Source organism: Methylocystis sp. NC52PC, assembly GCF_055698645.1.
In genome coordinates, this window is the sequence record NZ_CP170127.1 from 790,785 (window position 1) to 812,362 (window position 21,578).

Sequence of the window (21,578 nt, forward strand, 5' to 3'; positions counted from 1 at the left end):
CCCGCTTTCAGGGGCATCTCTCCGCTGCGACGGCGGTGCGGATGATGATCGTGGTGAAACTCGACCGCCGGGCCTCGACGACGATGGGGCGCGCCAGACCCGCGATCCAGTCGAACGTCCGCTGCGGGACAATCGCCGCCGTCACGGGGCCGGCAAAAGGCCATGGCTGCGTCTTGGTCGCGGCGGCGTCGGCGTAGATGCGGAAAAACTCCTTCGAGTCCTCTTTGTTGCGCAGCAGAATATACGGACGGTCCGATTGGTGGCCGGGTTCGTCATAGAAAGAGAACCCTCTCTGTTCCGCGCAGCCGACGATCATCAGCGGCCCCTCCGCGCGCACTGGGAGGCCGTAAAGGCCGGCAAGGCTCGCCAGACCCGAGGCGGTCCAGATTCGCCAATTCGCGCTCGGCCGCATTCCGGCGTCTCCCGTTACTCCGCCTCGACCTCCACGGTCGCCGCGTCGGCCGTCGCCGTCTCCTGCTTGGGCGTGCGCTTGAAGGTCGATTTGCGACCCCGCAGCGTCTGCAGGATCTTCGCGCCATTGGCGAAGGCGAGATAGATGAACAGCGGCGGCACCGAGCCCACGGTCTTGGCGTAATCGGCCACCGTGCCGCGTTTCAGCGCAAGGTAGGGGGCGAGCGTAATGCCGAGCGCCACCAGCAGCGTCATCACGCCGACGAGTTCGAGAAGCCCCAAATAAGGCTCGAACGAGCCGTGCAACAGCGCCCCGACGACGAAGGCGATGAGCCCGATCGCCGCCGCCGGGAAGAAAATCTGGTGCGCGATGAGCGAAATCGCCATCACCCGCTTGGCGAGCGGCCAGGGGGCCTCCCAGATCGGCAGGATCGTCTTCTGCGCGACCTGAACGAAGCCGTTGGACCAGCGCCGCTGCTGCCGGCGGAAGTCGCGGATGCCGTCCGGCACCTGTCCGGGGATCGGCGGCTCGGAGACGAAGAGGCCGCGCCAGCCTTTAAGTTCTGCGCGCACGGTCAGGTCGAGGTCCTCGCACAGCGAATAATCGGACCAGCCGCCGGCGTCCTCGATCGTGGCGCGCCGCCAGATTCCGCCCGTGCCGTTGAACTGGAACAGCCAGCCGGCAAGCGCGCGGGAGCGCTGCTCGACCATGTAATGGCCGTCCTGGATAAGCCCCTGCGCCCGCGTGAGCCAATTTGTCTCATAATTTTGGAATTCGCAGCGCGACTGAACGAAGCCGGCGCGCGGGTCGGTGAGGAACAGCGGCACGGTCCGCTTGAGCCAATCCGCCGGGGGACGGAAATCCGCGTCCAGCATGGCGATGAAGGGTTCGTCGGTCAGGGTCAGCCCATGGGCGCAGGCCCCGGCCTTGAAGCCCGAGCGATCCGTGCGCCGCACATGGTCGATGACCGTCCCATCGGCGCGCAATTCCTCGGCGACGGCGGCGGCGCGGGCGGTCGTCTCGTCGGTCGAATCGTCGAGAAGCTGGATTCGCAACTTATCCTTCGGCCAGTCGAGCTGGGCGACGCAGCGCAAGGATTGCTCGGTGACAAGCGGCTCGTTGAAAACGGGGATCTGCAACAGAACATGCGGCAGGTCCGCGTCCGCAACCGTCGGCGCCTGCGGGTCCCGCGCGCCGCGCAGCCAATCATAGAGAAACCGGCCGATGACCACGAGATAGCCGACGCCGATGGCGACCAGGATCAAGACGCAGAAATAGGCGACCGCGTCGACCAGGAACTGGAGGAGTCCGAGCAGCAAAAGGTTATCCTTCTTCTTGCGCGGGAGGCGCCGGCGGCGCCGCGACGCGCGCGTGGACCTTGTCCCTCGCCCAGACCACCCGGTCGGTCATCCAGGCGTTCACCCAGACCGCGAGCATCATTGCCTCGCGGACGATAAAAACCGCTGGCGCCGCTAGAGATAACTGCCATCCTTTGGCCATGGAAAGCAATGTCTCGAGCGCAAACCACGCCAGAAAGGTGGCGACGACGCCCGCGGCAGGCGGCGCGCCAATCAGCGGCGCCGCCAGCCCTCCTGCGATAACTGCCGGAAAAGCTTGGCAAATCGGCTCCAGCAGGAAGGACAGCAACTCGTCGTTGCGGCGAATCACGCTCCAGCGCACTTGTCTGTGATAAACGTCCGCGAAGGCGCGCGCGCCGAGCTCCTGGCGCACCGGCCAGTGCGAAAAAACCGGCCGCTTGCCGATTCGGCGCATCGCCTTGGCGAGCGCATTGTCCTCGCCGACAGTGTGCGAGATCGCGTCGAAACCGCCCGCCCGCAGAAAATCCGAACGCCGAAACAGCATGATCTTGCCCACGCCGTGCCCTTGTCCGAGGCAGGAGGCGAGGAACAGCATGCGCGCATGCGGGCCGTTGATGATCGCCGCCTCGACATGGGCGGGGAAATTGTCGAGCTTGGCGCAATAGGGAATGGCGCAGACGAGGCCAACCTCCGCGGTCAGCTGGCGCATGTGCTCGGCCAAGGCCTCGGGCTCGAGCATCACATTGGCGTCCTTCATGAGGATCACGTCATGTGTGGCCTGCATGAAGGGCGCGTAGAGATTATCGACCTTGGGGCTCGCGGCGAAACGCGCGGTGGAGAGCAGCAGGCGCGCCGGCCGTTCGGGGTGGCGGGCGAAGATCTCCCGCATTTTTCTCACGGCTGGGGACTCCGCCTCGGTCGAGGAGACGGCGACGTCGAACGCCGGGTAGAGCTGCGCGAAGGCCGACTCCTGCGTGCGCTCGAAACCATCTTCGAGAAGCTTGACCGGCAGCACGATCGAGACCGGCGGCTGGTCGCGCCGCGTCGCGCGGCGCGCGGCGATGCGCGGCTGCAGAATCGTGCCCACGACCGAAATCACAAGAAGCGCCATCGCCGCCAGCCAATAGAGGGCGGCGGCCCATGTCAGGATGACGGCAGGATTCACGTTCCCTCGCCGCGCTCGAGAGATTCGGGCACCTCGACATGGAAACGCCGCATGACCCCGTCGACCAGCGCCGGCGGCAGCAGGCTGAAGAAGCGCATGGCGACATACATGTAGCCGGGGAAGGCGATGACCGGGCGGCGCCGGTCGAGGCCCCGCTTGATGATCTCGGCCGCCCTCGCGTCCGAAATGGCCCCTGGCTGCCATGATTTGGTGCGCGCCGACATGGGCGTCTCGACGAAACCCGGCACGATGAGGCTCACTTTGACGCCATGCGGCGCAAGCCGGCCGCGCAGGCAGTCGGCCCACATGTGGACGCTGGCCTTGGCGGCGCAATAGGCGGGCGAATAGGGCAGGCTCCGCACGCCCGCCATGGAGCCGACAATCGCGATCTGGCCCCCGCCGCGCCCGCACATCGCCGGGATCGCCGGCTCGACCGTATTGAAGACGCCGTTGACGTTGATCGCCATCATGGCGCGAACCGCGTCGGGCGTCTCGAGCACCTGCCCCGGCGACAGGCCCGTCGCCACCCCGGCGTTGGCCACGAGAATGTCGAGCGGCCGCGCCGCATGGGCCGCTTCGACCAGCCGCGCCATCGCCGCGCGGTCGCGCACGTCCGCGACGCGGGCCTCGACCTCGGCGGCGCCGGCGGCGCGGCAGGCCTCGGCCGCCGCCTCGAGCCGCGCCGCGTCGCGGCCGAGCAGGAAAAGGCTCGCGCCGTCTCTCGCATAAGCGAGCGCCAGAGCGCGGCCGATGCCCGACGAGGCGCCGGTGATGAGCAGGCGCTGCGTCACCGGAAACCCTCTTGCCGGCCGGGGCGAGAGGGGCCGAAAGCCTCGCCGCAAAACCGTCCGCGCGGCTTTGTCGACATCGCTGGCGCCGGCTTATCCCTCCCCTTTACGGAGAGGGTGGCCCCGCGCAGCGGGGTCGGGTGGGGTAAGGCCGCAACGACAGTCGTGGCGGCTTGAACCCCACCCGTCGCGCTTCGCGCGCCACCCTCCCCGTAAGGGAGAGGGATTGGAGCGGCGAAACAATCAATCCCCTTGGAGCGTGGACAAGATCCACCTGCCGCCGTCATGTCGGCGTCTCCCGCCGTAGCGTCGCCTCGCCAATAATCCCCGGCGTGCGCGAGGCGCCATGAGCGAAGAGGCGGACGAAAATCTCGTCGCGCGACGCGCGCAGCACCCGGCCGGAGAGCGTCACCGTCTCGCCGCGCAGGATCGGCTGAATGAACTTCGCCGAGAGCCCGACCAGCTGCAAATCCCCGCGCCAGTTTTTCAGCATCGGTTCGAAAGCGGCGAGGAGCTTCATGCCATGCACCGGCGGCGCGGCGAGGCCGATCTTCGCCGCGAGCGCGTCGTCGAGATGCAGCGGATTGTCGTCGCCCGAGACGTCCGCATAGCGCGTCAGCGCCGCGGCGTCGAAGGGGCCGATGACGCTTTCAGGCAGCTTGTCGCCAACGGCGATCTCGCCGCTCATGCCGCGCCCCCGAAACTCGCCTGCGGCACGAGACGCAGCATTGTCTCGCTCTTGGCGATGGCGGCGCCCTCGACGGCGATCGTCGCGTCGAGGATCAGGCGCGGCGGCGTCTCATCGCGGCGCAGGGCGACCGTCACGTCATAATCGACGCCGGCGCGCAGCGGGGCCGCGAAGGAAAAGCTCTGCGACTCGTGCACCGGCACGACGCCCTCCGCGGCGCATAACGCGCGCACCGGATCGAACAGCCTGGGATCGGCGATCCAAACCGCGGGATAGGACAGCGGCACGCTTGCCCCGTCGTCGCCGATCTCGCGCGCAAAGGCGGCTGCACGCTCCGGGTCGACCCGGAAACGGAAAGGTCCGAGGATCGATCGCGCCTCAGGCATGCCGCACCACAAGAACGGCGTTGATGCCGCCAAAGGCGAAGGAATTGGACATCGCCGCGTCGATCTTGTGCGCTCGCGCCGCATTCGGCACGGCGTCGATCGGGCAGCTCGGATCGAATTCGAGGAAATTGATGGTCGGCGGGACGGTTTGGGCGCGCAGCGCCTCGATGGTGATCGCAAGCTCCAGCCCGCCGCTCGCGCCCAGCGCATGGCCGTGGATCGGCTTGGTGGACGAAACCGGCACGTCGCGCCCGTAATCGCCGAAGACGCGCAGGATCGCCTCCGACTCGGTGATGTCATTGGCGTGGGTCGCCGTGCCATGCGCGTTGACGTAATGCACGTCGCGCGGCGCGAGCCCGGCGTCCTCCAGCGCCAGCGCAATGCAGCTCGACGCCCCGTCGAGGTCCGGCCGCACCGGGTCCTTGGCGTCGCTCGTCGTGGCGTAGCCGGCGAGTTCGCAGAGCGGCGCATGGCCCCTGGCGCGCGCCGCCTCCGCCGTCTCCAGCACGAAGACGGCGCCGCCCTCGCCCAGCGACATGCCGTTGCGGCCCTTGGAGAAGGGGCGGCAGAGATTGGGCGTCATCACCCGCAGGCCCTCCCAGGCGCGGATCGTCGCGTTGATCACGCAGGCCTCGGCGCCGCCGACGATGGCCCTGTCGACCATGCCGGCCCGGATCATCTGCAGGCCGATCCCCACCGACTGGCTCGCCGACGAGCAGGCGCTGCCGACGGCGAAGGTCGGACCCAGCGCCGAAAAGCGCGCGCTGATCGTCGTCGGCATGGCGCTGGGGATGAGCTTGGGCACGCTCAGCGTGTCGGGCCGCGTGCGCTCGACGTAATATTTGTAGATGCCGTCCTCGATGGTCGTCATCCCGCCGATGCCCGTGCCCATGATGACGGCGGTGCGCGGCCCGGCGACGTCGGCGCGGCTGAGCCCCGCCTGCGCCATCGCCTCGTCCGCCGCGACCACCGCGAATTGCGTAAAGGGGTCGCAGAAAGGCAGGACGGCAGGCTCGATGTAGGCGGCGGGATCGAAATCCGGCACTTGCGCGGCGATCTTGATGCGCCCGTCATAGGGGCGCTCCGTCTTGAGGGGACGGATTTGCGAGACGCCGTCGCGCGCGGCTTCCCACAGCCTGCGCGCGCCGACGCCCGAGGCGCAGACGGCGCCCATGCCCGAGACGACGACCCTGCGTCCTCGGTCTCCCCCGCGCGAAGCCGGCATTTACTGGGTCTCGCGCTCTTTCTGAATGTGCTGGGCGATGGCGTCGATGAGGCTTTCGACGGTCTTCGCCTCCTGCAACGATCCATCCATCGGAATGTAGACGTTGAACTTCTCCTCGAGCGCCGTGAGGATCATGACGATGTCGACGGACTTGAGGTCCAGACTCTCGATCGTCGCATCGGGCGTGACCTTGCTGCGGTCGACCATGCCCTCGGAGGCGATGACTTCGATGATGTCTTCCTTCAGCTTGGAAAGGTCTTGGGGCTGATCGGTCACGAAATGGCTCCGTTTGGGTCTCACGGTCCCGCGAAAGAGCAAGGTCCTTCGCGCGGCGCTTTTTCAAGCTTTGCGCCGCGCGCGGCGCATTGACGCAGGCAGGCGGTCCTCGCGCCACCCGCCTGGCGCGCGGGTGCGCCTTGGTTACGGGTTTTGGGCGCGAAAATAAAGCCCGGCCCGGGCCCTGCGGCGGCGCGCCGCTTCCCCCAGCCGGCGCTTCGTGGCAAAAGGCCCCGCAAAACATGAGGGGTCAGCACGACATGAGCGCCAATGAGACAGCCATTGCCGGGGTTTTTCCACAGCCGACCGAGGAGCAGTGGCGCAAACTCGTCGACAAGGCCCTGAAAGGCGGCTCCTTCGACGCGCTCGTCTCGAAGACCTATGACGGCGCGGCCCTCGCCCCGCTCTACCCCCGCGCCAGGGACGCCGGGCCGCGGGCGCTGCGCCGCACGCCGGGCCGCTGGTCGATCCTCGGGCGCGTCGACCTCGCCGACGCCGAGGCCGCCAACAAGCTTGCGCTCGAAGATCTCGAAGGCGGCGCCGACGGCCTTCATATCGTTTTCGCCGGATCGCAGGGCGCCTATGGGGCGGGCCTGACGAGCGACGGCGACGCTACGATCGCGCATCTCCTCGAGAACGTTCGCCTCGATTACGGCATCCCCCTGCTCGTCGAAGCCTCCCCGCGCGCGCCGAACGCCGCGGCGGCGATCATGCGCTACGTCGACAGCCATCACATCGAGCCGTCGATCACGCGCATCTCCTTCGGCGTCGATCCGCTCGGCCTGCAGGCGCTGCACGGCTTTGCGCCGGCCCCCTGGGCGCAAGGCGCGAAGAGCTTCGCCGAGGCGGTGAAGACGATCGCCAAAGCCGGCTTCGGGGCGGGCGTGGCGGTCGCCGACGCGCGCGTGATCCACGCCGCAGGCGGTTCGGAGACGCAGGAGCTCGCCTTCGCCCTTGCCGCCGGCGTCGCCTATCTGCGCGCGCTGACCGACAATGGCCTCGACGTCGAGACGGCGCGGTCGCTCATCGCGCTGCGCTTGGCCGCCGACGCCGACGAATTTCTCGGCGTCGCCAAGTTCCGCGCCGCGCGCCGCCTCTGGGCCCGCGTCGAGGAAGCCTGCGGACTTTCTCCCAAGCCCGTCCTGATCTTCGCCGAAACCGCCTGGCGGATGATGTCGCGCCGCGACCCCTGGAACAACATCTTGCGCGGCACGCTCGCGACCTTCTCGGCGGCGGTTGGCGGCGCGGACACGATCACCGTCCTGCCCTTCACCCAGGCTTCCGGCGCCGCCGACGGCTTCGCCCGCCGCCTCGCCCGCGACACGCAGCTCGTCTTGCAGGACGAGTCCCATATCGACGTCGTCGACGACCCGACGAGCGGGGCGGGCGGCTTCGAGTCCCTGACGGAGGAGCTCTGCGCGCGCGCCTGGGCCGCCTTCCAGGAGATCGAGGCCGACGGCGGCCTGCCGGCGGCGCTCGAAAAGGGGACCTTCCAGGGCCGCGTGGCGGCGACCGCCGGCGAACGCGCCAAGCGAGCGGCCCGCGCGAAAGAAAAGGTGATCGGGGCCAATGAGTTCCCCGACATTCACGAAAAGCCGCTCGAGGTCCTCTCGCCCTTCGACGCGTCGCGCCAGTCGGCCGAAGCGCCCGCCGGCGCGATCAAGACCGCGCCGCTGCCGCCCCACCGCCTTTCTCAGCCCTTCGAGCGGCTGCGCGACGAGTCCGACGCCTGCGCCCAGAAAAGCGGCAGTCGGCCGAAAATCTTCCTTGCCAATCTCGGCACGGTCGCAGCTTTCACGGCGCGCGCCAACTTCGCCAAGAACTTCTTCGAAGCCGGCGGAATCGAAGCCGTTTTCGGCCCCGAGACGGAGTCGACCGCGGATTTGACGGCCGCTTTCCGGGCGTCTGGCGCAAAACTCGCTTGCCTGTGCGCGTCGGATCGGATTTATGCAGATGCTGCGGCGCCGGCCGCGCTTGCGCTGAAAGGCGCCGGCGCCAAGCTCTATTCCGCCGGGCGGCCGGGCGAGTTGGAGGAGACGCTGCGCAACGCGGGCGTCACTGAATTCATCTACGTCGGCTGCGACATGTATGACGTGCTGCAGCGCGCGCTGGAGGAGGCCAAATGAGATTTTTTGTCGTGGCCGTGGCGGCGTCCCTCGCGGCGGGCGGCGCCCTGGCGAAGCCCCACACGCATCGCAAGCCGGCCGCGCCCGCGGCGGCGACGGGACCAACCGATCCCAATGGCTCCTGGAGCATCGAGGCGACCACGACCGTCGGCGAGTGTCCGACGCTGATCCCCTCGGATTTGACCGTCGCCGACAACAGGATTGCGGAATCGACGGGCTCCCGCGTCGCAAGCTGGGGCTATGTCGACGAGACCGGCAATATCGTCGCGCGCTTCACCGGCGAAGGCCAGCACGTCGTGCGTTTCCACGGCTTGTTGAAGGGCGCCAAAGGCTCGGGCGCCTGGTCCTCCTCGACCGACATGTGCGGCGGCGTGTGGCGCGCCGAGCGGCAGAAATCGGCGCTTTCCTCCCCGGTCGCCAGCCTGCCCGACGAGGCGGCGGAGGCGGCTCGTCAACGCTGAGCCGCGCGCACCCTCTTCGAAAAAAGACTTTTCAGACGCCTTTCGCGGGCTAGCTGTTGCGGGATCGCATCCCGGGACGCCCGCCCATGACTTTTACCGACCGCCCGCCCCGCGTCATCATTATCGGCGGCGGGTTCGCGGGAATCGCCGCGGCGCAGGCCCTGAAGGGGAGCGGCGCCAGGATCCTGCTGCTCGACAGCCAGAACCACCATTGTTTCCAGCCCCTGCTCTATCAGGTCGCGACGGCCGCCCTCGCCGGGCCCGACGTCGCTTGGCCGATCCGCTATGTAATGCGAGGGCGTCCGGACGTCACCGTGCTGATGCTCGCCGTCGAAGGGATCGATACGGCGCGAAAGACCGTCAAGACCCGCGTAATCGACATCGCCTATGACTTTCTGATTATCGCGACCGGCGCCGCCCATTCCTATTTCGGCCATGACGACTGGGCGCGGCTCGCGCCGGGCTTGAAATCAATCGACGACGCGACGCTGATCCGCAGCCGCCTGCTTGCGGCCTTCGAACAGGCGGAAGCGAGCGTCGACCCGCTGGAGCGGGCGCGGCTCTTGACCTTCGTCATCGTCGGCGGCGGACCGACGGGAGTGGAGCTCGCCGGCGCCATCTCAGAGCTGGCGCGACGAACCCTGCCCCCGGAGTTCCATCGCGTCGACCCGGCGCGGGCGCGCATCCTCCTGCTGGAGGCGGGACCGCGGCTCCTCTCCGCCTTCCCCGAGCGGCTGTCGACCTATGCCCGCCGCGCGCTCGAACGCATGGGCGTCGAGGTGCGGACGGAAGCCGCCGTGGCCGAGGTGCGCCCCGCCGGGGTCGTCGCCGCAGGTGAGGAAATCCCCGCCGGCGTCGTTCTTTGGGCGGCGGGCGTGCGCGCCTCGCCCGCGGCGAACTGGCTCGGCGTCGCGGGCGACGACGCCGGGCGCATTCCGGTAGGCCCCGAGCTGACGGTCGCGGGATTCCCCGACGTCTATGTCGTCGGCGATCTCGCCCATGTCGCGGGACCGGACGGGGTTTCCGTCCCGGCGCTCGCGGCCTCGGCCAAGCAGATGGGCTGGTACGCCGGCCGCGCCATCCGCCGTCGCCTGCGCGGCGAGAGGCCCAGAAAGCCGTTCCGCTACCGCGATCATGGAAATCTCGCGACGATCGGCCGAAAGTCCGCCATTGTGAAGCTCGGGCGCCTCGAGCTGACGGGTTTCGTGGGGTGGCTCTTCTGGAGCGTCGTCCACGTCTATTTTCTGGTCAATCTGCGCAGCCGGCTGTTCGTGGCGATCAGCTGGATCGCCGCCTATTTCACTTTCCACCGGGGCGCGCGGCTCATTACGCGGTAGGAGCCCTTAAGGAGGACGCCCGCGCTTGCGTTTGCCGCGAGGCGGCCCCTCCCGCTAGAGGCGGGGCCGCAGCTCGATCAGTTCTCTTCGTCGCGCGGCAGCAGCCGTCCGCCGCGCGGGGCCGCCGCCTGCTGCGCGACCGGCGTCGGCGCCGGCGTCTGCGCCTGGGAATAGTCGGGCGCCTGGATTTGCGCCGTGTTCAGCCCGTCGCGCTGATAAATGTCCTCGCGGAACTGGGTGACGCCGTCGGGCGTGCCCCAGGCGGTGATATAGACCCAATAGACCGGGACCGCCGGGTTGATCTTGACGTCGATGCGCTCGCCCGAGGCGATAGCGCGGTCGATGGCGTCGCGGTCCCAGCCCGGCGTCTCGCGCAGCAGGAAGGCCACATAGTCGCGCACGTTCTGGAGGCGGATGCAGCCCGACGAGACGAAGCGGAAATCGTCGCCGAAGACGCCCTTGGCCGGCGTGTCGTGCATATAGACGCCGTAAGGATTGGCGATGTCGATGCGCACCACGCCGAGCGAGTTGAAGTCGCCGCCGATGTCCTGGCGGAACTTGTAATTGAGCGCGTCGAGCGAGCGCCAGTTGATCTGCTCCGGCTGCAGCTCCTGGCCTTCCTTGTTGTAAACGCGGATGTGGTTGTCGTGCAGATAATTGGGGTCGGCCTGCATCTTGGGGATGAGATCCTTGCGGATCACCGAGGCGGGCACGGTCCAGAACGGGTTGAAATTGACCTGATAGGCCTTGGTCTGCATCACCGGGGATTGACGGTCGATCTTGCCGACGCCGGCGATGTGGTGGGTGACGACCTGTCCGTTCTCGATCGTCTCGACCTGCGCCGCCGGAATGTTGGCGGTGACGTAACGCGCCCCGAGCTCGTGCGAGAAGCTGCGCAGGCGCACAAGATTGGTCTCGAGCTGGCGCAGGCGGGTTTCGGCGGGAACGTTCAGCGCCGCGAGCGTCTGCTGGTTGACGACGCCGGTCTCGATGATGCCATGGCGGGCCTGAAAACGGCGCACGCCGGCCTCGACGTAAGAATCGAAAATCGGGCTCGTGCCGGTCTCGGCGCCAATGTCGCCGGAGACGATCAGGCGACGGCGCAGCGCCGAAACGGCCGCGCCGTTGGAGCCGAGCCGCAAGGTCTGATTGGGCACCGCCGGCCAGCCGCCCGTCTCGACGATCTGGCGGTAGCGCTCGATCGCGGCTTCGGTCGCCGCGACCGTCTGTTCAGAAAGAATGGGCGTCGTCGAGCGCGACACCGTCAGACGCGCGTCGGCGTCGTAGCGCTGGGCCCATTCGGCCTGTCCGGTCTCGGCCCGCGCGGGCAGCGCCGCGCCCAGCGCAAGCGTAAGAGAAAGCGGCAAAATCGGTAATTTTTTCACGAGTCGCTCCAGTCGCAGTCAGTTCCGCGGCTGCGGAGAGAATATGAAGGCGGCGCGGCGGCGCAGCGCCGATTCGGTTTTTCAAGTTCGCGGCTGTTAACCTTAACAAAGCTCCAACAGCCGGCGATTTTGTGGCCGCCCGCGGGGCGGCCGAAAAAACTTGGTCTTGACTTTAGGCCTCCTCAGCGGACTCGTCGACGCCAATGTCATAGAAGACTCGCGGGGCGAGCCGCAGCCGCTTCGCGAAAAGGCTCTCGGGGAATTGGCCGAGCGCCGAATTATAGGCGTCGGTTGTCGCCTTGAGCTTCCGGCGGGCCGCGGCGAGCGTGCGCTCGGCGTCGTCCATCCGCTGCCGAAGCTCCCGAAAATCCTCGAGATTGTGGATGTGCGGAACCGCCTGCGCCCGGCCGAGGAGGGCGTGGACGCCGTCCGTGAGGCGGGTTTCGCCGAAGAGCTTGGCTTGTGGGGAATGCGCGCGCCGGGCGCCGGCATAGGCCAGAGCGACGGCGTCGATCGCCACGCGCTCCTCTGGCGCGAAGGCGCGCATCAGGCCGACGAGCGCCGGAAACAGCGCGTGCAGCCGCAACGCCTGCACCTCCACTTCGGCCGCCGCGGCCGCGCAGCTCGCGTCGAGCGCAAGGAGACGGCGCCGGGCGTTCAGCAAAATCGCCCCCGTGACGCCGAGCAAGGCGAATGCAATCGAAAAAACCAGCATGGCGAGCCTCTTCGTGAGAGACAATCGCTTACCAGCACTTGCAAAAAAGTTACCTTACCGAAGCCTTTGGGCGCATGGTTCACAAAAAGTAAAGCGCCCTCACCCAATCCGCGTCCAGCCTTCCGGACCGAGCCGCTCCTGCGGCAGGAAGCGCGCCTTATAGGCCATCTTGCGCGAGCCCTCGACCCAATAGCCGAGATAGAGATGCGGCAGCCCCGCGGCCTCGGCCCGGCGCATATGGTCGAGAATCATGAAGGCGCCGAGCGAGCGCGGCTCGAAGTCGGGCTCGTAGAAGGAATAGACCATGGACAGGCCGTCGGCGAGCCGGTCCGTCAGGCAGCAGGCGACGAGGCGGTCGGCGTCGGCGCCGGGCGCGTCGGCCGGCAGCCGATATTCGATGAGTCGCGTGTCCACATGGCTGTCCTCGATCATCATCTGATAATCGACCATGCTCATGTCGGCCATGCCGCCATCGGCGTGGCGCGCGCCGACATAGCGCCGGAACAGCGCATATTGCTCGGGCGTCGCGCGCGCCGGGCGCGCTTCGCCCATGACGTCGGCGTTGCGCCGCTGCACGCGGCGCAGGCCGCGCGAGACGATGAAGTCGGCAATCTTGACCCTGACCGAGACGCAGGCCCGGCAATGTTCGCAGGCCGGCCGATAGGCGATGGTCTGCGAACGACGGAAGCCCGCCTGGGTCAGAGAATCATTGAGCGCAGGCGCCCGCAGGCCGATGAGATGCGTGAACACCTTGCGCTCCGCCCGGCCCGGCAGATAGGGGCAGGGCGCCGGCGAGGTGAGATAAAATTGTGGCGCATCACGAGGTTCTCTGGTCACGCTCGTCTCGTTCGCTGGCTCGCTCTTTCGAGAATAGGGCGGCGACCGGCGGCCCGCCAATGTCTCTTTTTCAGGCCGAGCGCCTCAACACGATCACATCCGCCAAAATGTCATGGAGGCAGCGTTTGTCGCGGGTCACGAAAGAGGTCAGGAACAGCGGCGGAAACATCCACGTCACGTAGAAAAGCACGGCGTGGACCGCCGCCTGCAGGAAGGGAACCGGCGCGCCCTGCATGGTGCGCATTTCCAGGTCCATGAACGCCATGCCGGGCGTCGCCATGCGCCAGCCCGAAACGGTGAGCCCGTTATAGAAGAACGCGACGAGCGGGAAGATCGGCGGCAGCAGCAGCGCCGACATGCCGAAGCTCAGGATGAAGAGCGTGAAGAACAGCGCCACCGAGAGTCCCGAGACCAGGATCAGATCGAGGCCCACGGCCATGATCCGGCGCGTGCGCACGCCCTCGAGCGCCGCCGCCGGGATGTAGGGGGCCTGAGGCTGCGGGCGCGAATAGGGCGCGCCGCCCGGGTAATCCCCACGAAAGTCGCCGCTCATGTCTTGGCTCCAGACTGCGCGCGGGCCGAAGTCGGCCTGGCGTCGATCCAATGTCGGACGCGCGCGAAAGGCTTTCAAGGCCGCCGCGCCGCAGGAGCGCGAAGGTCCATGCTTGGGATTATGGGGATTAGGCGGACGCGCGCCTTGACGAGGTCAAGAAGCTGTCGCAAGCCTCGCGGCCACTCCCGGCGGGCGCGACGCGGCTTCCGGCGCAATCTTCGCAGGATAACGACATGGACACCAACGCCGTCGACGGCGGCCATCTGCTCGCCTTCATCGAGCGAATCGAAAAGCTCGAGGAGGAAAAACGCGCCATCTCGGACGACATCAAGGATGTGTACGCCGAGGCCAAAGGCACGGGCTTCGACCCGAAGGTGATGCGCAAGATCGTGTCGCTGCGCCGGCAGGACAAGCACAAGCGCGAGGAAGAAGAAGAGATTCTCGGTCTTTACCTCTCCGCCCTCGGCATGGAGTAGCTCCGCCGGTAAGGTTGCGTTAACCATAGGCCCCTAACGCTAAGGCTGCGCTTACGCTTTTTTTTCGCGCGCCTTGGCGAGGGATGACGTGCCGCCTCAACACCCGCGCAGCCGGATGGCCGTCGCCGCGCTCTGCGCGGCGTCGACGGCGCTCGCCGGGACAGCGGCGGCGGCGCCGTCAACCGCGGCGCGGGCGCGGACCGACGAGCCCGTCTCGATCCCGACGCAGCCTGCGCCGCTGCTGCGCGGCCCCATCCGGGAAAGCGATCCGCCCAACTCCACCGCCGCCAACTTCGTCAAGCCGCGCCCGCCACTCCCCAAGCCTTATCCGCCGCCCCGCGTCGCCTATCCGCCGGTCTTCTCGCCCAAAAATCCGCTGCCGCCGCTCGAGCCCTATCGAACCTCCTATGCCGCGCGGCAGAGCCTGCGGCGGGGCCCGGCGACGGCGCGCGCCGCGCCGGCCCCGACCGTTGCGACGTCGTCCGCCCCCAAGGCCGGGAGGCCGAAGCCCGGACTGGAGCAGAACCCGTTCGACCCCCTCGGCGTCCCGGTGGGATCGACCCTGATCTTCCCATACGTTCAGGCGAGCGGCGGCTATGACGACAATCCCAACCGCATCGCCCCCGGCTATAATCACAGGCCGTCGCCGTTCGTGCGCGGCGAGGGCGGCGTGAAGGTCAAATCCGACTGGGACCGCCATAGCCTCGAAGGCGAACTGCGCGGCGGCTACTCGGAATATTTCAACTATGCCAGCGCCAGCCGACCGGACGCGACCGGCGAGTCGGCGGCGCGCTACGACGTGACCCGGGACGTCGCCATCGACCTGCGCGGTCGCATGTCGCTCGACACCCTGCGCCCCGGCGCGCCGACGCTCGCGTCGGGCCAGCCCAGAGTCTATGTGATCAACCGCCCGGTGGTTCTGGGTTTCGGGACGCAGGCGGGGCCGACGCTCAAACTCGGGCGGTTCGCTGTCTCGCTGCGCGGAACCTATGACCGGGTCTGGTACCAGAACGCGCAATATTCCGACGGCTCCACCTTCAATCTGGCGAGCACGAGCTACAATGGTTACGGCGTCCTGGCGCGCGTCGCCTATGAGGCGACGCCCGACCTCAAGCCCTTCGTCGAGGGAACGATCGACCGGCGCGTGCACGATTCCCCCGTCGACCCCAATGGATTCTATCGCGACAGCAAAGGCTACATCCTGCGCGGCGGCGCCGACGTCAATGTCACGTCGCTCGTCAGGGGAGAGATCTCCGGCGGCTACGGGCAACGCGACTATGTCGATCCACGCCTGCCGCCGCTTCGCGGGCCGGTGATCGACGCCGCGCTGATTTACACGCCCTCGGCGTTGACGACCGTGACCCTGCGCGGGACCACGAGCATGAACGAAACGACTCTCGCCTATGCGAGCGGCGCGCTCTCTCGCGCGATCAGCGCCACCCTCTCGCACGACCTCCTGCGCAATCTCAACGTCACGCTCACCGGCGCTTATTTTGTCAACAACTACCAGGGAACGGATGTGCGCGAACGCGGCGCCAATCTCGGCGCGAAGCTCGAATACAAGGTGACCCGCAGCGTCTCGCTTCGCGCCAGCTACATGCACGAGCTGCTCGACAGCTCCTTCCCCAACGCCGACTACACGGCGAATGTCTATCTCGTCGGCCTGAGATTCCAGCTTTGACGCTTCTGCTCCCCCCTCCGGGGCGCCCGCCATGGAGATGATGGCGCCCTTTCTTCTCAACAGCCTGATGAACTTCGCCGTCGCCCTGATGGTGGCGAAGGCGCTGGGACCATCCGAATATGGCCGCTTCATGCTGGCGCTGGCCGTCGCGGTCGTTTTTCAGACGCTCGTTTTCGACTGGCTGCGCCTCGCCGCGACGCGCTTTTACGCCGAGCGCGACCGACACGAACGCCCCGAGATTCGTTCGACGCTCGACGCCGCCTTCGCGGCGCTCGCCGGTTTCGCCGTTCTTCTCTCCTTTTCGCTGTGGATTTTGCGCCCCCGCCTGCAGATTGCGCCCGATCTCGCGGCGCTCGCCGTGGGCGCCTCGCTTTCCAACGCCTCGTTCGACGTCTCGGCCGCTCTTCTACGCGCCCGCTTCCAAAACCGCGCCTATGGGGCCCTGGTGATCGCCAAGAACGGCCTGGCGTTGATTTTCACGGTCGGCGGGGCCTTCGTCTTTCGCTCCGCCGAAGCGGCGCTCATCGGCATGATGGCGTCGGTCGCCGGCGCCGTCGTCGTCGCTCGCCGCACCCTCATCGATCCGGGAACGAGCTTTCACAAGGCCGAGGCCGCGCGCCTGCGGCGCTATCTCGCTTATGGGCTGCCAATCATACTCGCGGCCGTGCTCTATCAGAGCGTGCCGCTCGCCAACCGCGCGCTGCTTTCGCGCCTCGACGGCTTTGCGGAAGTGGGGCTTCTGTCGCTCGCCTTCGAGACGGGGGTCCGCGTCGTCGGCGCGGTCGGCTCCGCGATCGACGTCGTCTTGTTTCAGATTGCGGTGGATCGGGAGACGACGCTCGGCGCGGACGCGGGGCGCGCGCAGATTTCGCGCAATCTCGGCGTCGTCTTCGCCCTGCTGCTGCCGGCGGTCGCGGGCGCCTGGCTCATTCTGCCGAGCTTCGAGGCGCTGTTCGCGCCGCGGGCGTTCCATGGGGCCTTCGCCGCCTATTTCGCCCTGATGACGCCCGCCTTCTTCGCTTTCGGCATGCTGAATTACGGCGTCGCCACCGCCTTTCAGCTCGCGCATCGTCTCGCGCCGCTCGTCATTGCGGCGCTCGTCGCGGTGATCGCCAACCTCCTGTCCCTCGCGCTCTTGCCGCCGGCGCCGGGCGCCGCGCGCTTCGCCGCGGCGCAATCCATTTCGAGCATGAGCGGGCTCATCGCTCTGGTGACGATGCTCTTTCTGCTCGAGCCCGTGTGGCCGCGCGCGCGAGACATTTTCGGCGCGATCGCCGCGACTGCGGTCATGATCGGCGCGGGCTTGCCGCTACGCGCCCTGCCGCCCGGGGCCACGAGTCTCTCCCTCCAGCTCGTCGTGGGCGCGGGCGTGTATGGCGCGCTCGCTTTCGCCTTCGACATCGGCGGCCTTCGCAGCGTCATTGGCCTGCCGCTCTCGGCGCTCCGCAGACGCCGCAAGGCTTAGAGACGAGGAGGCCCGGACGGGCCGCCGCGACCTTCGCCGGTCCCCGCCGATATGCGCTCGCCGTTGACGATGACCCGTTCGGCGGTCACAGGATCACTGGACTTTCCCATTGAGACGGCTCTCTATCCTGCAGGCCGGCAGTGACCCTGGACGTGAGCTTGGCCATCTGCCCCCAAGAGGAGCGGGATGAATTTTCGCCCCCATGAAGACAAAGCCGCGCGCGCAAGGCTCGTCCAAGCCTCCTCGGTCAGTCTCGACGCGCTGTTCCGCAAGCTCCGCGCCTCCCCGGAAGGGCTCTCGGAGACCGAGGCGGCGCGGCGGCTGAAGCGCTTCGGGCCGAACCGCGTTGCGCGAGAGGCGGCGGGCGGCGCCCTGCGGCTCTTGGCGCGGCATGTCTTCAATCCGTTGAACGGTCTGCTGCTGACGCTCGCCGCCGCCTCCTTCGCGCTGAGCGACCAGCGCGCCGCGATTGTCATTTCGGCGATCGTCGTGCTCAGCGTGCTGCTGGCCTTCGTGCAGGAGCATCGCTCCAACTCGGCTGCGGCAAAACTCCGCGCCATGGTGCGCACCCACGTTTCCGTGCGTCGCCCCGACTCCGGCGGCGACCCCTTCGTCGAAACGTCGCTTGAAGCGCTCGTCCCCGGCGACATCGTGCGCCTCGCGGCGGGCGACATGATCCCCGCCGACGTGCGGCTTATCGAAGCGAAGGATCTCTTCATCAATCAATCGGCGCTCACCGGCGAGTCAATGCCGGTCGAAAAATTCGCCGCGGCCGCGCAGGCGCATGAGCCGTTCGAGGCCTCCTGTCTCGCCTTCATGGGCTCCAATGTGGTGAGCGGCTATGGCGAGGCGGTCGTTCTCGTCACGGGGGCGGGCACGCTTTTCGGCGAGATCGCCGACCGGATCGCTGAAGCGGACGACTCGACCGCCTTCGACGAAAGCGTGAAGAAGTTCACCCTTCTGATGATCAGCTTCATGGCGGTGATGGCGCCGGCTGTATTTTTCATCAACGGCTATTTCAAGGGGGACTGGCTCGCGGCGTTTCTCTTCGCCATTTCCGTCGCCGTCGGCCTCACGCCGGAAATGCTGCCGATGATCGTCACGGTCAATCTCGCCAAGGGCGCCATGGCCATTTCGCGCGAAAAGGTCATTGTCAAGCGCTTGAACGCCATCCAGAACTTCGGCGCCATGGACGTGCTCTGCACCGACAAGACCGGCACGCTCACCCAGGACCGCATCATCCTCAAGCGCCATCTCGACATCTACGGCCGGAACTTCGACCGGGTGCTGGAGTTCGCCTATCTCAACAGCCATTTCCAGTCGGGGCTGCGCAATCTGCTCGACGTCGCGGTTCTTCAGCACGCGGAGATCGAGGAAAGACTCGCGCCTCGCCATAGTTTCAAAAAGATCGACGAAATTCCTTTCGACTTCGACCGTCGCCGCCTCTCGGTCGTGGTCGAAAGCGACGACGGCGAACGCCTGCTGATCTGCAAGGGCGCGGTCGAAGAGATCTTCGCCGTCGCCAGCTGGTTCGAGACCGCGGAGGCAAGCGGCGCCCTCGATCCTTCACATCTCGAAACCGCCCAGCGCGAGACGGCCGAACTCAACGCCGACGGCTTTCGCGTGATCGCGGTCGCCTATCGCACGGTTCCGCCGCAGCAGTCGGTCTTCACGGCGGCGGACGAGAGAGAGCTGACGCTTCTCGGCTATATCGCATTTCTCGACCCGCCGAAGGAGAGCGCCGCGCGCGCCATCGCCGATCTGCGCAAGGGCGGCGTCGCCGTGAAGATTCTTACCGGCGACAATGACATCGTCACGCGCAAGGTCTGCCGGGACGTCGGCCTCGACATCGACGTCCTGCTGCTCGGCGCCGACCTCGACGCGATGGACGACGCCGCGCTCGCCGCCTGCGTTTCTAACGTGACGGTCTTCGCCAAGCTGTCGCCGCCGCAGAAGGCGCGCGTCGTCGCGGCGCTACGCAGACAAGGCCATGTCGTCGGCTATCTCGGCGACGGGATCAATGACGGCCCGGCGTTGAAAGCCGGCGACGTCGGCATCTCGGTCGATACGGCGGTCGACATCGCCCGCGAATCCGCCGATATTATTCTGCTCGAAAAGAGCCTCGCCGTGCTGAACGACGGCGTGCTCGAGGGCCGCAAGGTCTTCGCCAATATCCTCAAATATGTGCGCATGGGCGCGAGCTCGAATTTCGGCAATATGTTCAGCGTGCTCGGCGCGAGCGTCTTCCTGCCCTTCCTGCCGATGACGCCGATCCAGATTCTGACGAATAGCCTGCTTTACGATTTCTCCCAGACGGCCATCCCGACCGATAACGTCGACGAGGAATTTCTGGCGCGCCCGCGAAAATGGGACATTGGCGGCATCGCCAAATTCATGCTCTATCTCGGGCCGGTGAGTTCGATCTTCGACTATGCGACCTTCATCCTGATGCTCGTCGCTTTCAACGCGTGGGAAAAGCCCCAGCTCTTTCAAACCGGCTGGTTTGTCGAATCGCTCTTCACCCAGACGCTCATCATTCACATCATCCGCACGCGCAAGATCCCGTTCATCGAGAGCCGGGCGAGCAATGCGCTGCTGCTCACGACGATCGTCGTCTGCCTGATTGGCGCGAGCCTTCCCTATTCGCCTCTGGCCGCGATCTTTGGCTTTACGCCCCTGCCCTGGTCTTATTGGCCGGCGATCGGTCTCTTTTTGCTCGGCTACGCCATCCTCGCGCATTTCGCCAAGACCGCTTTTTTCGAGCAATTCAGCGATGACTGACCGAGATCCCCAGCAGGAAATCGTCGATTTCCTCTCAACGACGCTCGGCGCGCCGCGGCGGATCGTGACGCATATTTCGATCGTCCTGCTGGGCGCCGACCGCGTCTACAAACTCAAGCGCGCCGTGCGTCTGCCCTATCTGGATTTTTCGACGCGCGCCCTGCGCCTCGAGATGTGCGCGCGGGAGGTCGCGTTCAACCGGCGCTTTTCGGCCGGGCTCTATCTCGGCGTGCGGCGCGTCACGCGCGAGCCCGACGGCGCGCTGGCGCTCGACGGCGCCGGGGAATTTATCGACGCGGTCGTGGAGATGCGCCGCTTCGCCGATGACGCGCTCTTCGAGGATATGGCGCGCACGGGCCGCCTCACCGGCGAGATGATCGAGACGCTGGCGCGACGCGTGGCGGGATCGCATGACGAGGCGGCGCCGGACACGGTCCATGGCGGCGCGGACGCGATGCGGCGCATCGTCGACAGCATGGCGGAGAGCCTGGGGCAGGCCCCTGCCGCCGACGCGGCGCAAACCGACGCGCATCTTGCAGCCTTGCGCGACGCGCTCGCCGCGCAGGCCGGGCGCATCGACGCGCGCCGCGCCCAGGGCCGTGTCCGGCCCTGCCACGGCGATCTGAATTTGCGCAACATCTGTCTGTTCGAGAACGAACCGACGCCCTTCGACTGCATCGAGTTCTCGGACGAGATTTCGACGATCGACGTCCTTTACGACATCGCCTTTCTGCTGATGGATCTCTGGCGCGTGGGCCTGCCCGCGCTCGCCAATGTCGCCTTTAACCGCTATCTGGACGCGCGGCGCGAAAGCGAAGCCGACGGGTTGCCGCTCCTGCCTTTCTTCATGGCGCTGCGCGCGACGATCCGCGCGCATGTCGAGGCGTCGCAGGGTCACGCTGAAACGGCGCGCGCCTTCTTCCACCTCTCCCGCGCCGTGCTCCGCCGCAGCGAGGGGGCCATAGTCGCGATCGGCGGCTTCAGCGGCTCGGGCAAGTCCAGCGTCGCGGCGGCGCTCGCCCCTCGCTTCGCGCCGGCGCCGGGCGCGCGAATTTTGAACAGCGACAGGATTCGCAAGCGGCTCTTCAACGCCGCGCCTGCCGACCGGCTGCCGCCGCAAGCTTACACAAGCGAAGTCTCTAAGCGGGTTTATGAGGAAATGTTCGCCGCCGCCGCCCGCGTCGCGAGGGCCGGCTGGCCGGTCATCGTCGAGGCGGTCTTCGACCGGCCGCAGGACCGCGCGGCGATCGAGACGGCGGCCGCGACCGCCGGCGTTCCCTTCTTCGGCTTCTGGCTCGACGTCGATCTGGCGCAGCGACGGGCGCGCGTCGAGCGCCGCGTCAACGACGTCTCGGACGCGACGGCGGAGGTGCTGGCGGCGCAGATGAAGAAGGAGACGGGCGCGATCGCCTGGGAAACGATCGACGCGGCGCGTGAGCTTTCCGCGATCGTGGCGCAAATTCGGGACGTTCTGCCCGCTTGGCGAGGGCAGCCGTGACGCC

Annotated in this window: 20 protein-coding genes; 8 read left to right on the plus strand and 12 right to left on the minus strand. The window is 67.2% G+C overall.

What is annotated here, in order from left to right; translation table 11 throughout:
* Positions 1-7 precede the first annotated feature (7 nt).
* The 8 genes from ACETII_RS05725 to ACETII_RS05760 all read right to left on the minus strand — a co-directional run bounded on the left by ACETII_RS05725 (position 8) and on the right by ACETII_RS05760 (position 6,259).
* A complete protein-coding gene (locus tag ACETII_RS05725) occupies positions 8-412 on the minus strand; it encodes a hypothetical protein (RefSeq protein WP_472787431.1) in 405 nt (134 codons plus the stop codon).
* A gap of 14 nt (positions 413-426) precedes the next feature.
* Complete coding sequence (locus ACETII_RS05730; RefSeq protein ID WP_472788123.1) at positions 427-1,728, minus strand: glycosyltransferase family 2 protein; 1,302 nt, start codon at positions 1,726-1,728, stop codon at positions 427-429.
* 7 nt (positions 1,729-1,735) lie between these two features.
* On the minus strand, positions 1,736-2,896 hold the full coding sequence (locus ACETII_RS05735) for a glycosyltransferase (RefSeq protein WP_472787432.1): 1,161 nt from the start codon (positions 2,894-2,896) through the stop codon (positions 1,736-1,738).
* On the minus strand, positions 2,893-3,687 hold the full coding sequence (locus tag ACETII_RS05740; RefSeq protein WP_472787433.1) for an SDR family NAD(P)-dependent oxidoreductase: 795 nt from the start codon (positions 3,685-3,687) through the stop codon (positions 2,893-2,895). Before ACETII_RS05740 ends, ACETII_RS05735 begins: the two co-directional genes overlap by 4 nt.
* Positions 3,688-3,967: 280 nt before the next feature.
* Positions 3,968-4,372, minus strand: coding sequence for a MaoC family dehydratase (locus ACETII_RS05745; protein WP_363349923.1), 405 nt, complete (start codon positions 4,370-4,372; stop codon positions 3,968-3,970).
* Positions 4,369-4,758 (minus strand): hypothetical protein, encoded by a 390-nt coding sequence (locus ACETII_RS05750; protein WP_472787434.1) that lies wholly within the window; start codon positions 4,756-4,758, stop codon positions 4,369-4,371. The genes ACETII_RS05745 and ACETII_RS05750 overlap by 4 nt, the downstream gene beginning before the upstream one ends.
* Entirely contained in the window at positions 4,751-5,983 is a 1,233-nt protein-coding gene (locus tag ACETII_RS05755) for a beta-ketoacyl-[acyl-carrier-protein] synthase family protein (RefSeq protein WP_472787435.1), read from the minus strand. The genes ACETII_RS05750 and ACETII_RS05755 overlap by 8 nt, the downstream gene beginning before the upstream one ends.
* Entirely contained in the window at positions 5,984-6,259 is a 276-nt protein-coding gene (locus tag ACETII_RS05760; protein WP_363349926.1) for an acyl carrier protein, read from the minus strand.
* 242 nt (positions 6,260-6,501) lie between these two features.
* Between ACETII_RS05760 and ACETII_RS05765 the strand changes: the two genes are divergently transcribed.
* The 3 genes from ACETII_RS05765 (at position 6,502) to ACETII_RS05775 (ending at position 10,183) form a co-directional block, all read left to right on the plus strand.
* On the plus strand, positions 6,502-8,385 hold the full coding sequence (locus ACETII_RS05765; protein ID WP_472787436.1) for a methylmalonyl-CoA mutase family protein: 1,884 nt from the start codon (positions 6,502-6,504) through the stop codon (positions 8,383-8,385).
* Positions 8,382-8,846: a hypothetical protein gene (locus ACETII_RS05770; RefSeq protein ID WP_472787437.1), complete on the plus strand. Its 465-nt coding sequence runs from the start codon at positions 8,382-8,384 to the stop codon at positions 8,844-8,846. The genes ACETII_RS05765 and ACETII_RS05770 overlap by 4 nt, the downstream gene beginning before the upstream one ends.
* A gap of 86 nt (positions 8,847-8,932) precedes the next feature.
* A complete protein-coding gene (locus ACETII_RS05775; RefSeq protein ID WP_472787438.1) occupies positions 8,933-10,183 on the plus strand; it encodes an NAD(P)/FAD-dependent oxidoreductase in 1,251 nt (416 codons plus the stop codon).
* A gap of 77 nt (positions 10,184-10,260) precedes the next feature.
* On the opposite strand, the gene ACETII_RS05780 is transcribed toward ACETII_RS05775, so the two are convergent.
* The 4 genes from ACETII_RS05780 to ACETII_RS05795 form a co-directional block, all read right to left on the minus strand.
* Positions 10,261-11,568: a L,D-transpeptidase family protein gene (locus ACETII_RS05780; RefSeq protein WP_472787439.1), complete on the minus strand. Its 1,308-nt coding sequence runs from the start codon at positions 11,566-11,568 to the stop codon at positions 10,261-10,263.
* A gap of 172 nt (positions 11,569-11,740) precedes the next feature.
* On the minus strand, positions 11,741-12,283 hold the full coding sequence (locus ACETII_RS05785) for a LemA family protein (RefSeq protein ID WP_472787440.1): 543 nt from the start codon (positions 12,281-12,283) through the stop codon (positions 11,741-11,743).
* 99 nt (positions 12,284-12,382) lie between these two features.
* Complete coding sequence (locus tag ACETII_RS05790; RefSeq protein WP_363349930.1) at positions 12,383-13,120, minus strand: arginyltransferase; 738 nt, start codon at positions 13,118-13,120, stop codon at positions 12,383-12,385.
* Positions 13,121-13,190: 70 nt separating this feature from the next.
* Complete coding sequence (locus ACETII_RS05795) at positions 13,191-13,673, minus strand: RDD family protein (protein ID WP_472787441.1); 483 nt, start codon at positions 13,671-13,673, stop codon at positions 13,191-13,193.
* Positions 13,674-13,906: 233 nt separating this feature from the next.
* On the opposite strand from ACETII_RS05795, the gene ACETII_RS05800 reads away from it, so the two are divergent.
* The 5 genes from ACETII_RS05800 (at position 13,907) to ACETII_RS05820 (ending at position 21,574) form a co-directional block, all read left to right on the plus strand.
* Complete coding sequence (locus ACETII_RS05800; RefSeq protein WP_363349932.1) at positions 13,907-14,149, plus strand: DUF2312 domain-containing protein; 243 nt, start codon at positions 13,907-13,909, stop codon at positions 14,147-14,149.
* An 88-nt stretch (positions 14,150-14,237) separates the two neighbouring features.
* On the plus strand, positions 14,238-15,830 hold the full coding sequence (locus ACETII_RS05805; RefSeq protein ID WP_472787442.1) for an outer membrane beta-barrel protein: 1,593 nt from the start codon (positions 14,238-14,240) through the stop codon (positions 15,828-15,830).
* Positions 15,831-15,861: 31 nt separating this feature from the next.
* Entirely contained in the window at positions 15,862-17,295 is a 1,434-nt protein-coding gene (locus ACETII_RS05810; protein ID WP_472787443.1) for a lipopolysaccharide biosynthesis protein, read from the plus strand.
* 186 nt (positions 17,296-17,481) lie between these two features.
* Positions 17,482-20,076, plus strand: a complete 2,595-nt coding sequence (gene mgtA, locus ACETII_RS05815) for a magnesium-translocating P-type ATPase (protein ID WP_472787444.1) — start codon at positions 17,482-17,484, stop codon at positions 20,074-20,076.
* The gene (locus ACETII_RS05820) at positions 20,069-21,574 is read left to right on the plus strand and encodes a bifunctional aminoglycoside phosphotransferase/ATP-binding protein (RefSeq protein ID WP_472787445.1); all 1,506 of its coding nucleotides are present in this window, start codon (positions 20,069-20,071) and stop codon (positions 21,572-21,574) included. The genes mgtA and ACETII_RS05820 overlap by 8 nt, the downstream gene beginning before the upstream one ends.
* The last annotated feature ends 4 nt before the right edge of the window (positions 21,575-21,578 follow it).

Bases quoted from the DNA above. Each gene is read 5' to 3' on its own strand.
- ACETII_RS05725 (WP_472787431.1), bottom strand. From the start codon at position 412: ATGCGGCCGAGCGCGAATTGGCGAATCTGGACCGCCTCGGGTCTGGCG.
- ACETII_RS05745 (WP_363349923.1), bottom strand. From the start codon at position 4,372: ATGAGCGGCGAGATCGCCGTTGGCGACAAGCTGCCTGAAAGCGTCATC.
- ACETII_RS05750 (WP_472787434.1), bottom strand. From the start codon at position 4,758: ATGCCTGAGGCGCGATCGATCCTCGGACCTTTCCGTTTCCGGGTCGAC.
- ACETII_RS05755 (WP_472787435.1), bottom strand. From the start codon at position 5,983: ATGCCGGCTTCGCGCGGGGGAGACCGAGGACGCAGGGTCGTCGTCTCG.
- ACETII_RS05765 (WP_472787436.1), top strand. From the start codon at position 6,502: ATGAGGGGTCAGCACGACATGAGCGCCAATGAGACAGCCATTGCCGGG.
- ACETII_RS05770 (WP_472787437.1), top strand. From the start codon at position 8,382: ATGAGATTTTTTGTCGTGGCCGTGGCGGCGTCCCTCGCGGCGGGCGGC.
- ACETII_RS05775 (WP_472787438.1), top strand. From the start codon at position 8,933: ATGACTTTTACCGACCGCCCGCCCCGCGTCATCATTATCGGCGGCGGG.
- ACETII_RS05785 (WP_472787440.1), bottom strand. From the start codon at position 12,283: ATGCTGGTTTTTTCGATTGCATTCGCCTTGCTCGGCGTCACGGGGGCG.
- ACETII_RS05795 (WP_472787441.1), bottom strand. From the start codon at position 13,673: ATGAGCGGCGACTTTCGTGGGGATTACCCGGGCGGCGCGCCCTATTCG.
- ACETII_RS05800 (WP_363349932.1), top strand. From the start codon at position 13,907: ATGGACACCAACGCCGTCGACGGCGGCCATCTGCTCGCCTTCATCGAG.
- ACETII_RS05810 (WP_472787443.1), top strand. From the start codon at position 15,862: ATGGAGATGATGGCGCCCTTTCTTCTCAACAGCCTGATGAACTTCGCC.
- mgtA (WP_472787444.1), top strand. From the start codon at position 17,482: ATGAATTTTCGCCCCCATGAAGACAAAGCCGCGCGCGCAAGGCTCGTC.
- ACETII_RS05820 (WP_472787445.1), top strand. From the start codon at position 20,069: ATGACTGACCGAGATCCCCAGCAGGAAATCGTCGATTTCCTCTCAACG.